The 13,685-nt window shown below is 43.7% G+C and carries 14 protein-coding genes; 11 read left to right on the top strand and 3 right to left on the bottom strand.

Annotated elements, in window-relative coordinates:
* Positions 1 to 25 precede the first annotated feature (25 nt).
* Together hpsG and REC12_RS16705 are read right to left on the bottom strand one after the other, a co-directional pair.
* Positions 26 to 2,509, bottom strand: coding sequence for a (2S)-3-sulfopropanediol dehydratase (gene hpsG / locus REC12_RS16710; protein WP_308896434.1), 2,484 nt, complete (start codon positions 2,507 to 2,509; stop codon positions 26 to 28).
* Positions 2,510 to 3,145: 636 nt separating this feature from the next.
* Positions 3,146 to 4,540, bottom strand: a complete 1,395-nt coding sequence (locus REC12_RS16705; protein WP_308896433.1) for a sigma-54 interaction domain-containing protein — start codon at positions 4,538 to 4,540, stop codon at positions 3,146 to 3,148.
* Between the two features lie 264 nt (positions 4,541 to 4,804).
* Here REC12_RS16705 and REC12_RS16700 point away from each other — a divergent pair, with 264 nt between their 5' ends.
* The 11 genes from REC12_RS16700 (at position 4,805) to REC12_RS16650 (ending at position 12,603) form a co-directional block, all read left to right on the top strand.
* A complete protein-coding gene (locus REC12_RS16700; protein WP_308896430.1) occupies positions 4,805 to 5,755 on the top strand; it encodes an amidohydrolase family protein in 951 nt (316 codons plus the stop codon).
* 10 nt (positions 5,756 to 5,765) lie between these two features.
* On the top strand, positions 5,766 to 6,599 hold the full coding sequence (gene eutJ, locus REC12_RS16695) for an ethanolamine utilization protein EutJ (RefSeq protein WP_308896428.1): 834 nt from the start codon (positions 5,766 to 5,768) through the stop codon (positions 6,597 to 6,599).
* Entirely contained in the window at positions 6,596 to 6,886 is a 291-nt protein-coding gene (locus tag REC12_RS16690) for a EutN/CcmL family microcompartment protein (RefSeq protein WP_308896426.1), read from the top strand. The genes eutJ and REC12_RS16690 overlap by 4 nt, the downstream gene beginning before the upstream one ends.
* On the top strand, positions 6,879 to 8,213 hold the full coding sequence (locus tag REC12_RS16685; protein ID WP_308896424.1) for a 4Fe-4S dicluster domain-containing protein: 1,335 nt from the start codon (positions 6,879 to 6,881) through the stop codon (positions 8,211 to 8,213). The genes REC12_RS16690 and REC12_RS16685 overlap by 8 nt, the downstream gene beginning before the upstream one ends.
* A 2-nt stretch (positions 8,214 to 8,215) precedes the next feature.
* Positions 8,216 to 8,761 (top strand): BMC domain-containing protein, encoded by a 546-nt coding sequence (locus REC12_RS16680; protein ID WP_308896421.1) that lies wholly within the window; start codon positions 8,216 to 8,218, stop codon positions 8,759 to 8,761.
* 43 nt (positions 8,762 to 8,804) lie between these two features.
* A complete protein-coding gene (locus REC12_RS16675; protein ID WP_308896419.1) occupies positions 8,805 to 9,455 on the top strand; it encodes a EutQ-related cupin domain-containing protein in 651 nt (216 codons plus the stop codon).
* Between the two features lie 32 nt (positions 9,456 to 9,487).
* The gene (eutM, locus tag REC12_RS16670) at positions 9,488 to 9,769 is read left to right on the top strand and encodes an ethanolamine utilization microcompartment protein EutM (RefSeq protein ID WP_308896417.1); all 282 of its coding nucleotides are present in this window, start codon (positions 9,488 to 9,490) and stop codon (positions 9,767 to 9,769) included.
* A 14-nt stretch (positions 9,770 to 9,783) separates the two neighbouring features.
* Positions 9,784 to 10,056: a BMC domain-containing protein gene (locus REC12_RS16665; protein ID WP_308896415.1), complete on the top strand. Its 273-nt coding sequence runs from the start codon at positions 9,784 to 9,786 to the stop codon at positions 10,054 to 10,056.
* A 38-nt stretch (positions 10,057 to 10,094) separates the two neighbouring features.
* Positions 10,095 to 10,391, top strand: a complete 297-nt coding sequence (locus tag REC12_RS16660) for a BMC domain-containing protein (protein ID WP_308896413.1) — start codon at positions 10,095 to 10,097, stop codon at positions 10,389 to 10,391.
* Between the two features lie 97 nt (positions 10,392 to 10,488).
* Complete coding sequence (locus REC12_RS16655) at positions 10,489 to 11,937, top strand: acetaldehyde dehydrogenase (acetylating) (RefSeq protein ID WP_308896412.1); 1,449 nt, start codon at positions 10,489 to 10,491, stop codon at positions 11,935 to 11,937.
* Positions 11,938 to 11,967: 30 nt separating this feature from the next.
* Complete coding sequence (locus REC12_RS16650; protein WP_308896410.1) at positions 11,968 to 12,603, top strand: phosphate propanoyltransferase; 636 nt, start codon at positions 11,968 to 11,970, stop codon at positions 12,601 to 12,603.
* Between the two features lie 115 nt (positions 12,604 to 12,718).
* Here REC12_RS16650 and REC12_RS16645 read toward each other — a convergent pair whose 3' ends face one another.
* Positions 12,719 to 13,441, bottom strand: coding sequence for a GntR family transcriptional regulator (locus REC12_RS16645; protein WP_308896409.1), 723 nt, complete (start codon positions 13,439 to 13,441; stop codon positions 12,719 to 12,721).
* Between the last annotated feature and the right edge of the window lie 244 nt (positions 13,442 to 13,685).

The raw sequence follows: 13,685 nt of genomic DNA, 5'->3' as shown, positions 1-13,685 counted from the left end.
GAAAGCAGGACTTACAAGGATTGAATTAGATCGCACTGTGCTCTGTTCTAGCGATAATATCATCTTGTAAATCAGGGGACAACTCGACAAAGTAGGCACTATATCCGGCGACCCGCACGATCAGGCCGCGGTATTTTGCAGGGTCCTTTTTAGCGGCAAGCAGTGTTTCTCTGTTAACAATGTTGAATTGTATATGCCACAATTTCAAATCGCACCAAGTCCGGATAAAGGAGACTAATTTCTCAGTTCCTTCTTCTCCGGCTACACAGGATGAGCTTAACTTGATGTTCAACAATCTAGCCGCCCGATCTCTGAAGTTATAGTTCTTGGAGTTGAAGTTGGACATGAGAACAGCCGTAGGTCCATTGATATCAGCACCGTGGGATGCGGAAGATCCATCGGAAAGAGGAGTCCACGCTTTTCTGCCATTCGGAGTAGCGCTGACAACTTTGCCGAAAGGAACGTGAGAAGTGAACGGCACAAGCCTTAGATCCAGATGAACTCCTATCTCCTTCGAGTATTTCTTGGTGAATTTTAGGGCTTCTCTGTCGACGTCTTTAGCGATTGTATCAGCGTAAAAATCATTGTTGCCATATTTAGGTGTATTCATGACCATTTCGCGAACTACTTCGTAGCTTTCAAAATTGCTCTTCATGGCTGCAATAAGTTGGGGCATGCTTAATTTTTTCTCCTCAAAGACCAGTTTTTTAATAGCCGCCAGAGAGTCGACTACTGTACCATACCCTATTAATTCGAAGTAACCCAGATCAATTCCGCCCTCAATTACCGGAGTATGCAGGTCTTTACAGTTCTCCATGCAAAGGTCATGCATCAAAGAACCGAGCGGAGTAGCAAAATGATTGGGCCGCATATTGATAATAATATGTTGTTGGATGAAAGCGTGTTTCAGGAAATTCGTTTGCTGAGCAAGATAGGCATTCCAGAACTCATCCCAAGTCTTGAAATTGCAGGGATCTCCAGTTTGAAGCCCAAGGATATCATCCCCAAATTTGAGCATTTTGCCATTGTAAAGAGTTAGCTCTACAGCCGCAGCAAAGTTCACATACGGGTTGCCGCTGGTGTAAGTATCGCGATTCGGCATCCTGCATTCTGCACAACCTGATACCGCATAGTCATAAGCTTCTTCAAAACCGGCGCCCTTAGCAAGTAAGAGCGGTACAACTTCTTCGTCGTTGATAAGTTTGGGGAAACCTGTCCCTTCTTTAATGGTTTCCGCCACTTCATAAAGATACCGTTCCGGAGCACGGGTGTGAATCCGGGCAGCGAGGTCGGGATAATTAAGAGGGAATTCTTGCTTGGATCTTAAGAAGATATACGTCAGATCATTGGTAGCATCTATACCATCCGGGGTTTGTCCGCCAACAGTTACGGCTTCCCAGTGGGCATACCCTTCATTGAAGGCGCCACCTGTTGGAGAAAGATAGAGATCGATGAACTGCGCCATAGCGACCCACATGCATTCGAGTAATTCGGTCGCTTGCTCTTCGTTGATCCGGCCTTCTTCAAGATCCTTCTTATAATAAGGATACAAATATTGGTCCATCCGACCGTTGGAAATAATCGTACCGGTTTTTTGCTCAATTCTGGAAAACATTTGGATAAACCACTGAGATTGAACCGCTTCACGGAAATCACGAGCAGGGTTTTCAGGAACATGTTCACATATTTGAGCAATTTCCTGTAATTCTTTTTTCCTTTGCGGGTCTGTTTCTTTTTGAGCCAGCGCAGCGGCTAACTTCCCATGTCTTTTAGCCCAGAGAACGATAGCGTCACAAGTGATAATGACCGCTTCTAGAAAAGGCTTTTTCTCCATGTTATCGACAGGACTCATCGGATCAAGGGCTTCAAGTTTTTGCTGAGCTTCTTCTTTGATTCCTTTAAACCCTCTTTTCAGTATCTTTTCGTAATCATGAACCCACTGAATAGAGGAACGGAAGGTCGCTGTCTCATTGACGAGGAATCTTGAATTCAAGGGGTTTTCCGGGTCATAAGTTAATTTAAAAGTATCTTTCGGAAGGGCTTTGGCCAAATTTTCATGGAAGGTCTTCCCTTTCCAGTACGGCGCAATTTCTTTAATAATAACCTGTGCATCTTCTGGGGTGACGTCAAAAGGAGACTCAACTCGTTTAGGAAGCTGTTCAATAGCCAGATCCAGGAAATCCCCGTCCAATTCAGGGAAAAGAATCCCATAGCGTCCTTGATAGCCCGCTCTTCCGACTAGAAGCTGATGATCATCAATGTAAACTGTGATGTTTTCAGCAATGTGTTTTAGGGCCTTGGCCCATCTTAGCACCAGAGGTTGACCTTCCGTCTCTATAAAGGATTGAGTGAAATATTTACCTCTTTCCACGTCAATTTTAGGGCGCAGGTTTTGGAAACTCGTCAGAATTTCAAAAACTCTTTCGCGGCCTGCGAAATTCTTCTTGCCCAATTGTTCCTCTTGAATTCGTTGTTCATGAGGGGATAAACAACAACACGTCGTAGTCATATTAGTTAGTTCCTCCTTTCAAATTCCGGAAACTTATCTTTATATGCTTGCTTGCCTTTGCGGATCAATTGGAAACTTAAGGGCAAGCAAAAAACAGCTTGAAATAATTTGCTTAGCGACCACTCCAAATTATTTTTCAACATTTACCTCACTCCCCTGCTTGCAAGAATGTTGCCAGTATAGGAGTGCTACATCTTCAAGAACGGCATTTTTGCCTCGCTTTCTTCTCCTTTACACTTGGAAACTCTGGAGCGTAAATAATCAAAAATTGTAATAGTATCCTATAAATCTTTATTAATTCACCTAGTCAAGTTTGGAAAAAGTAGTTTCGCAGCAAAACTACTGGCTTTTAAAAACTCACCCCCAGTTCAGCCGATATTAAAAGTAGTCGCTCTAATTCTCTTTCCTTAATAGTAAAAAGCTAATTTTACGTTTACATTTTGTATTGCAAAAGCCGTGCCAACATGATTATGCCTAGATTAGCAAGGATAGTGCAATATAGTGCAAGACAATATGGCCTTCAATGAATTCTAGTGCAATTTCGCAACAGAATTGCTTGTTTCATGCTTAATTTTCCATTTTTAGCCTAAAACAGGCGTTGCGGTTACGCAACGCCTGTTGTTCGATTGCAACAATTTATTCTAAAAGTGAGTACTTTTTAGCCTTTCGAAAGATTGTGGTCCGGTCCACTCTAAAAAACTTCGCAACCTTCGCTATTGATCCATAAGTATCCAAAGCCTGCTTGAGTAATTTTTTCTCGTAATCAGCCATCAACTCATCTAAGGATTTAGTTTCATTGTTTAAACTTAGGCGATCCATTTCGATAGCATCAAAATGCATATAAGGAGGCAAGTCCGAGGCATTGAGAACCTCCTTATCCCGGGTAACAATGAGGCTTTGAATAAAATTGTCCATCTCCCTCACGTTACCCGGCCATCTGTAATTCTGAAAAGCCTTGCAAACTTCTTGAGTATAAGTAACGTCTTTTCTGTATTTCGTATTATATTTTTCAAAAAAGTAGCTGGTTAAGGCTAGGATATCCTCTCGTCTTTCCCTTAAAGGGGGTATCTGTAGAACAGCAACCCGTAGCCGATAGAATAAATCACTCCGGAAACGGCCACTCTTAACCTCTTCTTCTAAATTTCGGTTAGTTGCTGCAATAAAACGAACATTAAATTTCCTGACTTTTGTTGACCCCACACGAATAATTTCCTGATCCTGAAGAGCGCGAAGTAATTTGGACTGCATCAACAAGGGGAGCTCTCCAATCTCATCCAAGAACAACGTCCCTTTATCAGCCATTTCAAGGAGTCCCGGTTTGCCTTTTGTATTAGCTCCTGAAAAAGCCCCCGCTTCATACCCAAACAGTTCCGATTCAATAAGATTTTCCGGAATCGTTGAACAATCTACTTTAAAAAAAGGCTCATTATGCCTTAAACTCCGTTCATGAATCAGCTTAGAGAAAACATCCTTACCCACTCCTGTTTCTCCAAGCAACAATACCGTGGCATCGGTTTTAGCTACCTTTTCCAACAAGTTAATTAATTCATTTATTTCTTTGCTTGCAAAAATAACGGTACCTTTTTGCATTTTTGTTTTATTTCGAATTTGGACTTCCCGAAATTTATCAATTATTTCTTGTTGGTTCGCAATTTGATCTTTAAGTTGAGTCAATAAGGTGATATCTCTGACAAACGTTACGACTAAGGCTACCTTACCAGATTCATCAAACACAGGACAGGCATTGAGGATCACCCGTCTTCCTTCTTTGGTCACTTGAACGGAGGTTTGCTTCTGGCCCGTTTTGACGACTTCCGGATTTAAGACCACATCAAAGTTTCCTTGATTTCGCAGATCAGTAACTAATTTGCCTGTTATTTCTTCTTTTTTTAACCCTGTAAGCTGCTCGTACATATGATTGACTGCCAGCGTCTTGCCCTTAGCATCACTAACATAAATTCCATCACTCAATACATCCAGAATTCCCTCGTGTAGCTTACCCACATCGGGTCTTTGGCTAAATTTATCCACTGCGCACTCCCCCATCACGACTGTTGCCCCATCGCAACAAAGTTTCCAATATGCAAAACGGCTATAAACCCCGAATTTTAGATAGTTTTGCTTTTGTTAGACCTCACACTTCTCTAAGTTGTTGCAATTCTACAACAACTCTAACATATTACTATAGAAAATATCAATAGTATGCATAGCTTTAATTGGTATGAATTTTGCAACTGCCTTAGTTTAACAAAAAATGCTATAAATCATAGTTTGATTTAGCAAAGGAGAATATTAATGAACATCATTGATTTTAGGTTTAGACCCAATACTGAAGACACATTATCCAGTATCGCTAACAACCCTGCGTTCAAGGGGCTTTGCGCTTCCATCGATTTTTCCAAAATGCTGCCCCAAACCGTTGCTGAAGTTGTTAAGGAGCTTGACAAGTATAACGTTGTTAAAGCCGTTATTACAGGCAGGGATTGCGAAACAACTTACGGTGCCAAATCAAACAACAAAAGTGTTATCGAATTTGTTAAAGAATTCCCCAATAAATTTATTGGTTTCGCCGGCCTCGATCCTCATAAGGGAATGAAGGCCATTGAAGAAATCAAAATCGCCATTAACGAACAAGGATTAAAAGGCGCGGCGATTGATCCTTATCTTGCTCAAATTTATGTTAACGATGCCAAATACTACCCCATCTATTCTAAGTGCTGTGAATTAAATATCCCAGTCGTTATTGCAACCGGACCTGGAACTTTAGTACCGAATGCCGTGATTGACCATGTCGCACCCCGGTATATCGACTTTGTGGCCAGAGATTTTCCGGAGTTGAAAATCATTATTAGTCACGGTGGCTATCCTTGGGTCAATGAGATGATTGCAATTGCCCAGCGCAATGCCAATGTGTACCTCGAATTATCCGAATACGAATTCTTTCCTCAAGCAGAAGCCTACGTTCAGGCGGCCAATACTATTATCAGCGATAAAGTCCTCTATGCGAGCGCCCATCCTTTTGTGGACTTCAAAGTGGCCCTAAAGAACTATAAAAAGCTGCCTTTCAAACCCGATGTGCTCGAAAAAGTTATGTACAAGAATGCAGCCAAAGTATTGAATTTATCCGAAGTTGCGCCTGCTAGCTCCATAAATGCTGAAAAAGCAGCAGAAAACGGCCAAATTCAAAGCATCGTCGAAAATGTGATTAAAGAACTCACTCAAAAAGGGATGTTAGCCGGCCGCTAGGAGATAGAAAATGATTAATTTAGAATCAGCCGATCAAATCATTCGAGAATTTAAAGAGAAAATCGATCATCCCCAACCTTATGAGAAGAAAAAGAAGCTTTTTACAGGCGTAGACCTTGGTACGGCTTATATTGTTCTGGCGGTTGTTGATGAGGACGGTAATCCTGTAGCTGGAGCTATGCGCTTCGCACAAGTTGTAAAAGATGGTCTCGTAGTCGATTACATCGGAGCAGTGAACATCGTAAGAGAGCTTAAAGAAAAAATCGAAAACGACCTCGGAGTAGAGCTTTTGACTGCTGGGATAGCCTATCCCCCGGGAACCTCAAAAGGGGATCGAAAATCAATCTGCCATGTTGCTGAAGCTGTCGGATTTGAAGTAGTCACAACTCTGGATGAACCCACCGCTGCGAATAACGTCCTAAAAGTGACCAATGGCGCAGTCGTAGATATCGGAGGGGGCACGACAGGTACTGCCATTCTGGAGGGTGGAAAAGTGACCTATGTTGCAGACGAACCAACCGGCGGGACGCACTTCAGCTTAGTGATATCCGGGGCTTATAAGATTCCTTTTGAAGAAGCGGAAAAGCTTAAGCTAGACATAACCAAACATCCGGAACTCTTGCCAGCCATCAAGCCTGTGATTCAAAAAGTAGCAAGTATTGTCAAATGCCATATTCAAGGTCGTAAGGTCGAAACGGTCTATTTGGTGGGTGGGACAAGCTGTTTTACGAACATTGATAAAATTATCGAAACCGAACTGGGCCTGCCTACCATAAAGCCTGAAAATCCCTTATTAGTAACTCCTTTAGGTATAGCGCTCGGCGTGAAGAAGGTGAAGGAATGAGAATTGGACAAGTCATCGACAGTATTTGGGCGACAAGAAAGGCCGAATCCCTGGTCGGGGTAAAATTAATGATTGTGCAGCTCTTAGACCGGCCTAATGCTGAAAAAGGGAAAATAATAGTTGCCGCGGATATCATCGGCGCAGGCATTGGAGAAAAAGTATTAATTACCGAAGGCAGCTCGGCCAGGAACATGGATCACTTGAATGATTCGCCTATTGATTCCATCATCATCGGAATCATCGACGAGAAGAACGATAAATCTAATGGGGTGCCTGATCATGCGTGAACAATTAATTCAAAAAGTTAAAGACGCTGGTGTCGTCGGTGCCGGGGGCGCAGGATTTCCAACTCATGTCAAAATTTCCTCTAATGCCCGTTCCGTGATTGTCAATGGAGCTGAGTGTGAGCCCCTTCTCCGAGTGGACCAACAACTTATGGATATTAAGGCCGCTAAAATGGTCCGAGGATTAGAGACCGTCATGAAAGCCACGGGAGCTAGTGAAGGAATCATAGCTCTGAAAAGCAAGTATAAACATGCCATCGCTTCGTTAGAAAAGGAGATTGCCGGAAAACCCATCCGCATTAACATCTTGGGGGACTTCTATCCGGCAGGAGATGAACACCTCACGGTCTATGAAGCGACCGGTCGCCTCGTTCCTCAAGGCGGAATCCCGCTTAAAGTCGATTGTATCGTAGACAACGTTGAGACTCTTATCAATATAGCTGCCGCCATAGAAGGAAAGCCTGTCACAGATACCTATCTCACCATTACAGGGGAAGTTCCTCACCCTCTAACTCTGAAGCTGCCAGTTGGTACTTCTGTCCAAGAGGCCTTAAAGATCGCCGGACAGACATCCTTAGACGGCATGAAAGTTATCGAAGGCGGCCCAATGATGGGAAAAATTATTGAAAATTTAAATCAGCCCATCACGAAAACGACCAAAGGCTTAATTGTCCTCTTCCTGGAACACCCACTAATTCAAAAAAGAATGTTGCCCCTAGAAAGGATTGCCAAACAAGCTCGGATTAGCTGCATCCAATGCCGGTTTTGTACCGATCTATGTCCACGTTATTTGCTAGGACATCATCTTGAGCCCCACAAAATCATGCGGACGATCAAACACCTTCAAGGACAGGAAGAAACGATGAAAATGGCTTTTGCCTGTTCCGAATGCGGAGTCTGTGAGCAATACGCCTGCATTATGGGCCTCTCGCCCCGAGCGGTAAACTCCATGCTCAAAAAAGAATTGTCTAAACTGGGAATCAAACCTGCTGAGCCTCCTGCACATCAAACCGCGGACACCATACAAGCGCACAGAAAGGTTCCCATTAAACGCCTGATTTCAAGACTGGGGTTAAAAAACTATGACGTAAGCGCTCCTTTAAGCGAAGAAGAACACTTGATTAATCAAGTCGAGATCAAATTGCGTCAACACGTTGGAGCTCCGAGTCAACCCATTGTCAAGGTTGGACAGCAGGTTCAAAAAGGTGATTTGATTGCGGTCATCCCTGAGAAGGCTTTAGGCGCCAATATTCATGCCAGTATCAGTGGAGTTGTCAAGGAGATATCCGACAGCATAGTAATCTCCTTAATGGAAGGGAGTGACAAATAGAGATGGAGTCCATTGGATTATTAGAACTTAACAGCATAGCCAGAGGAATAGAAGCCGCCGACGCTATGCTCAAAGCTGCTCAAGTCGATCTTCTTGAGGCCAAGCCCGTTTGTCCCGGAAAATATATTGTCATGATCTGCGGCGATGTTGCCGCCGTCCAAAGTGCTGTGGATGCGGGGAAGAATATCGGATCTGTTGCGGCAATTGATGATTTTATCCTTCCCAATGTACACCCACATGTCATCAAAGCAATTTCCTCCTCCACCGAAGTTTCTGAGCTCAAAGCTTTAGGGATTATTGAAACGTTCTCCATCGCTTCGCTAATCGTCGCTGCCGACACGGCGGCTAAAGCAGGTCAAGTAGATTTGATCGAGATTCGCATTGGTATGGGGATTGGAGGGAAATCCTTTGTTACCATGACAGGGGACGTCTCCTCCGTAACCTCATCGGTTGAAGCCGGAGTCGTCTTGGCTTCAGAACGTGGAATGCTCATCGAGAAAGTCGTGATTCCTTCCCCCCACTATCTTTTAAAGCAGCGTATTTGTTAGTTGAGATACTTATTTGTTCAAGGGTAAGGAGGTGACATACCCATTGAAGACTTTAATTACGGCAGCAGACGTGAAAAAGATGACTGAAAAGCATGAAACCACATTCTTGGTTCAAACGGACAGTATTATCACCCCGTTAGCCAAAGATACAGCCAGGGACCAAGGAATCCAGTTTATCGTGGACTCAGCGCCTTCGCTTGTTCAAAACGAACTAAATAGCCCTTGTAATCCAGTTGATCCAGTTGAGATACCCTCTTCTCCCCTTGATCCAGCAACAATCGCCAAAATTGTCGGAGAAGTGATGTTCAGACTTAACCCCTGGAAGCTGTCCTCTCAACTCGTTAAAGAAGTCGATTCCTGTGGCTTAAGGCTCGTCAAAGGAAACAGCGTTGTCTTGGAAAACTATGACACCGGTGATTCCTCAGGCAATGTAAAAATAAAAGAGCTGTTTAATTCCAGGGAAAGTTCAACTATCTCAGCAGGCTTTATGACGTTTGCAGCGTCGAGCTACTCCACTCTCATTAAACACGATGAGTTCAATTATATTATCGAGGGTACCTTGGCATGCAAGGTGAACGGCAAGACGTATCTCGGTGAGCCAGGGGATACGCTTTTCCTTCCTGCAGGCACCAACCCCACCTTCTCAACGTCAAGCAATGTCAAATTGCTCTATGTGTCATCTTTGGGTAAGTAAAAGCTTAATTCTATTTCAGGGAGGAACTAGTCATGAATAATGCCTTAGGCATGATAGAAACCAAAGGGCTGATTGGCTCGATCGAAGCGTCTGACGCTATGGTTAAAGCTGCTAACGTGACTTTAATTGGCAAAGTCCTCGTCGGTGGAGGCTTAGTCACCGTCATGGTTCGCGGAGATGTTGGAGCCGTTAAAGCAGCCACTGATGCTGGTGCCGCCGCTGCCCAACGAGTGGGCGAATTAATTTCCGTCCACGTTATTCCGAGGCCTCATAGTGAGGTCGAAATGATTCTTCCCAATGACAGCAAGAAATAAGGGGGATTTTTAAAATGCAACAAGATGCATTAGGTATGGTTGAAACTAAAGGTCTGATTGGCTCCATAGAAGCGGCTGATGCCATGGTTAAGGCGGCCAATGTTCGCTTAATCGGTAAAACTCTCGTCGGTGGTGGTTTAGTCACCGTCATGGTTCGTGGAGATGTCGGAGCCGTTAAAGCGGCTACAGATGCTGGCGCCGCTGCTGCTGACCGAGTTGGCGAATTGATTTCCATCCATGTTATTCCAAGACCTCATACTGAAGTTGAAACGATTCTTTCTGAATAAGTAATATTTCATTAATAAATAGTAAGGAGAGTTAGATTATGCAACAAGACGCATTAGGCATGGTTGAAACTAAAGGTCTGATCGGCTCGATCGAGGCGGCCGATGCAATGGTCAAGGCGGCTAATGTCCATCTGATTGGTAAAGTACTTGTCGGCGGCGGTTTAGTTACCGTCATGGTTCGTGGGGATGTAGGAGCTGTTAAAGCGGCTACAGATGCCGGAGGCGCTGCCGCTGAGCGTGTTGGCGAATTGAAATCTGTTCATGTTATCCCCAGACCGCATACCGATGTTGAAATGATTCTTCCTAATGATGGCGAGCAATCGGGAAAAAAGTAAGCAAAGGTTTGCGTGCCAAGAAGAAAACTACAAAGAAAAACACCTAACCAGAAAAACCGTCCACCATTTTCGAATTACTCGAAAGGAATGATTCTAAGTGTCTTTAGATTATGATTTAGCTTCTATTCAAGATGTTCGAGATTTAATTAAAAAGGCGAAGGCAGCCCAACAGGTTTTAGGCAATTTTAACGAAAAAGAAATTGACAATATCTTAGTAGCTATCGTGGAAGCCGTTGAAGAAAACGCAGAGTCCCTTGCTCAGATGGCTGTTGAAGAAACCAATTACGGAATCGTTGAGCACAAAAAAATCAAAAATCTATTTGCCTCAAGGGAAGTCTATGAAGCAACTAAAGATATCAAAACGGTAGGAATCATCAGTGAAGACCCTAAATTAAAAGTCATCAAAGCCGCCGTTCCTGTTGGCGTCATCGCAGGTATTACTCCAACCACAAACCCAACTTCGACCGTCATTCACAATGCACTCTGTGCAATTAAGGGACGCAATACGATCATTTTTTCTCCCCATCCCACCGCTGGGAAATGTAGTCTCGCCGCTGCCCAACTTGTTAATGAGGCGGCGGTAAAAGCCGGAGCTCCTGACGGAGTCGTAGGTTGTATCTCTAAATCCTCTATAAAGGCAACCGAGGAACTTATGCATCATGACGACGTTTCCGTCATTATCGCCACCGGGGGTTCAGCGATGGTGAAAGCTGCCTATAGTGCGGGTAAACCAGCCTTCGGAGTAGGACCGGGCAATGTCCCCGCCTTTATTGAACGAAGTGCAGATATCCAACAAGCCGTTTCTGACATTATCACCAGCAAATCCTTTGACAACGGAATGATCTGCGCTTCAGAGCAAGCGATCATCGCAGATATGCCCGTGAAAGACGAGATTATCGCAGAGTTAAAGAGTCAAGGGGCCTATTTCCTTTCTCCGGAAGAGGTTAAACAAGTTGGCAGCGTCGTGATAAATCCCAAAGGAGGAATGTATCCTGCTTTAGTCGGCCAAACTCCACAAACGATCGCCAAGAAAGCCGGATTCAGCGTCCCAGCAGACATTAAAATTCTGATCGCACCGCTCGATGGATACGGACCAGGTTATCCTCTGTCTTATGAGAAACTAACCACCGTTTTAGGCTTCTATACGGTCAATGATTGGCATGACGCCTGTCTTCTCAGTATCGAGCTTTTAAAACTGGGTGGCATCGGACACTCCTTCTCGATCCATTCTCAGAATGATCAAATCATTCGGGAGTTCCTTAGGAAGCCGGTAAACCGCATTCTGGTTAATACTCCCTCCGCCCTCGGCGGTATCGGATATTCCACAGGGCTGTTGCCTTCTTTAACTCTAGGCTGCGGAACATGGGGCGGAAGCAGCATTTCTGAAAACTTAGGACCTCAGCACTTGATCAATGTTAAAAGATTAACCTATGGTATTAAAAAAGTAGGTTTTGCTTCTAAGAATAATGCAAGTTCCTGTGATCTAAAATCCGATGACATTGCCGACGTTGTCAAGCAAGTCCTCAAGCAGCTCCAGCTCGCTTAATCTTTGCCGCGTTTAAAGGTGGGAATAAACTTGGATAAAAATCAGCTCGTTGCCCTGATCACAGAAATGGTTATAAAACAATTGTGCGCTAACTCCGGAACAAACAAAATTCCGGTGGCTATATCGAATCGCCATGTTCACCTTTCGCAAGAGGATATGAACAGGCTGTTCGGTGCCAATCATTCGTTTAAGATCTTTAAAAACCTGTCGCAGCCGGGGCAGTTTGCCTATGAAGAAAAGTTAACGCTCGTGGGGCCAAAAGGTATCTTTGAGAATGTTCGCATCCTTGGTCCGGCTCGTCCGAAAACCCAAGTGGAGATCTCCGTTTCAGATGGGATAAAACTGGGGGTCAAAGCTCCAATCCGGGATTCAGGCGATTTAGACCAATCAGCGAGTCTTACTTTGATGGGTCCATATGGATCAACCACCCTGCCGGAAGGTGCGATTATTGCAGCGCGTCACATTCACATGCATCCTAGCGATGCAGCTCGATTCGGCGTCAAGGATAAAGACCGGATTAGCGTCAAAGTACCCGGAGCTCGGGGCTTAGTCTATAACGAAATGCTCGTCCGCGTCAGCGATAACTACAAACTTGAGATGCATATCGATACTGATGAAGCGAACGCTGCCTATCTGAAAAATAATGACTCTGCAGAAATTGTATAGGGCGCGAAAATTAGGGGGGCTGCCGGTGAGCAGCCCCCCTAAAACTATACCCTCGCGAAAAGAGATCCGGAGCAGGTGAATCGTCGTCCCTTTACGGATTGCTTTGTTAAGACACTTATAATTTGTTTCGCCCTAGCTTAATACGAAATGCATACATATCTGAGCGAAAAATGCCTCTCAAGTACTCCACTAAATTACCATCATAATCACATGTCGAACGTTCAATGACCAATACACTCTCGCATTCCAGAATATCCAAAAGCTGGGCTTCTTCTTTCGTAGGCATAGTACTCGAGATAACCTGATCTGCTTCCCAGAGCTTTATCCCCAGTGAAGACTCTAATACTTCATAAAGAACGATTTCGTCTAAATTAAACTTTGATAGTTGCTTACCTATATTCACTGGATAATATTGTGTTTCAATAGCTATCGGTATATTATCCGCCAAACGCAATCTGTTAATAAGATACAACTCGTCCATCTGAGTTATATCCTTTAATTCTTGAGTCGAAGCCACAACGCCTTGAGACAATAATTTAGCACCCGGTTTCATCCCTAAATCATCAATCGTCTTATTATATGTAACTAGATTTCCAAGCCACTCTTCAAGAGGACGGTTATATATATACGTTCCACTGCCACGTCTACTCTCCAGGATACCTTCACTAATCAACGCCGCAATTGCTCTTCTTACTGTAGATCTGCTGACGGAATATAGTTCCATGAGTACTCTCTCCGGGGGTATTTTCTCTTTAATTGTTCCTTGCAGAATTTCCCCTTTTAGCAATTCCGAAAGTTGTATATGTAACGGTATTGAACTTTCAGCGTCCAGGGCCATAAGAATGTATACCTCCTTTCAATCTTAGAGTTCGTTAAGTTAAGGACAAATATCAGATTATCTAAATCCCCAAAATAAGTAAAATAATATCACATCTTCTAAATCTATTCAACTGTTTTGCTATCTCCATCCTCAGTCTAATATTCGTAGAGTTTCTCTCGCTTGCACTCTAGCAAATACGAATAAAACAACTACTTACAAGATCTTTAAAAGACGGCCACTCTCTTTCTACTTTTCAACTAAA

Origin of the sequence: Candidatus Desulfosporosinus nitrosoreducens (genome assembly GCF_030954495.1) — a bacterium.
GTDB lineage: Bacteria > Bacillota > Desulfitobacteriia > Desulfitobacteriales > Desulfitobacteriaceae > Desulfosporosinus > Desulfosporosinus nitrosoreducens.
Note: the sequence above shows the minus strand (reverse complement) of the source record. Positions and strands in the feature narration are given on the sequence as shown.

Excerpts from the sequence above, each read along its gene's own strand:
- hpsG (WP_308896434.1), bottom strand. The coding sequence starts at position 2,509 with ATGACTACGACGTGTTGTTGTTTATCCCCTCATGAACAACGAATTCAA.
- REC12_RS16700 (WP_308896430.1), top strand. The coding sequence starts at position 4,805 with ATGAACATCATTGATTTTAGGTTTAGACCCAATACTGAAGACACATTA.
- eutJ (WP_308896428.1), top strand. The coding sequence starts at position 5,766 with ATGATTAATTTAGAATCAGCCGATCAAATCATTCGAGAATTTAAAGAG.
- REC12_RS16690 (WP_308896426.1), top strand. The coding sequence starts at position 6,596 with ATGAGAATTGGACAAGTCATCGACAGTATTTGGGCGACAAGAAAGGCC.
- REC12_RS16685 (WP_308896424.1), top strand. The coding sequence starts at position 6,879 with ATGCGTGAACAATTAATTCAAAAAGTTAAAGACGCTGGTGTCGTCGGT.
- REC12_RS16680 (WP_308896421.1), top strand. The coding sequence starts at position 8,216 with ATGGAGTCCATTGGATTATTAGAACTTAACAGCATAGCCAGAGGAATA.
- eutM (WP_308896417.1), top strand. The coding sequence starts at position 9,488 with ATGAATAATGCCTTAGGCATGATAGAAACCAAAGGGCTGATTGGCTCG.
- REC12_RS16665 (WP_308896415.1), top strand. The coding sequence starts at position 9,784 with ATGCAACAAGATGCATTAGGTATGGTTGAAACTAAAGGTCTGATTGGC.
- REC12_RS16660 (WP_308896413.1), top strand. The coding sequence starts at position 10,095 with ATGCAACAAGACGCATTAGGCATGGTTGAAACTAAAGGTCTGATCGGC.
- REC12_RS16645 (WP_308896409.1), bottom strand. The coding sequence starts at position 13,441 with ATGGCCCTGGACGCTGAAAGTTCAATACCGTTACATATACAACTTTCG.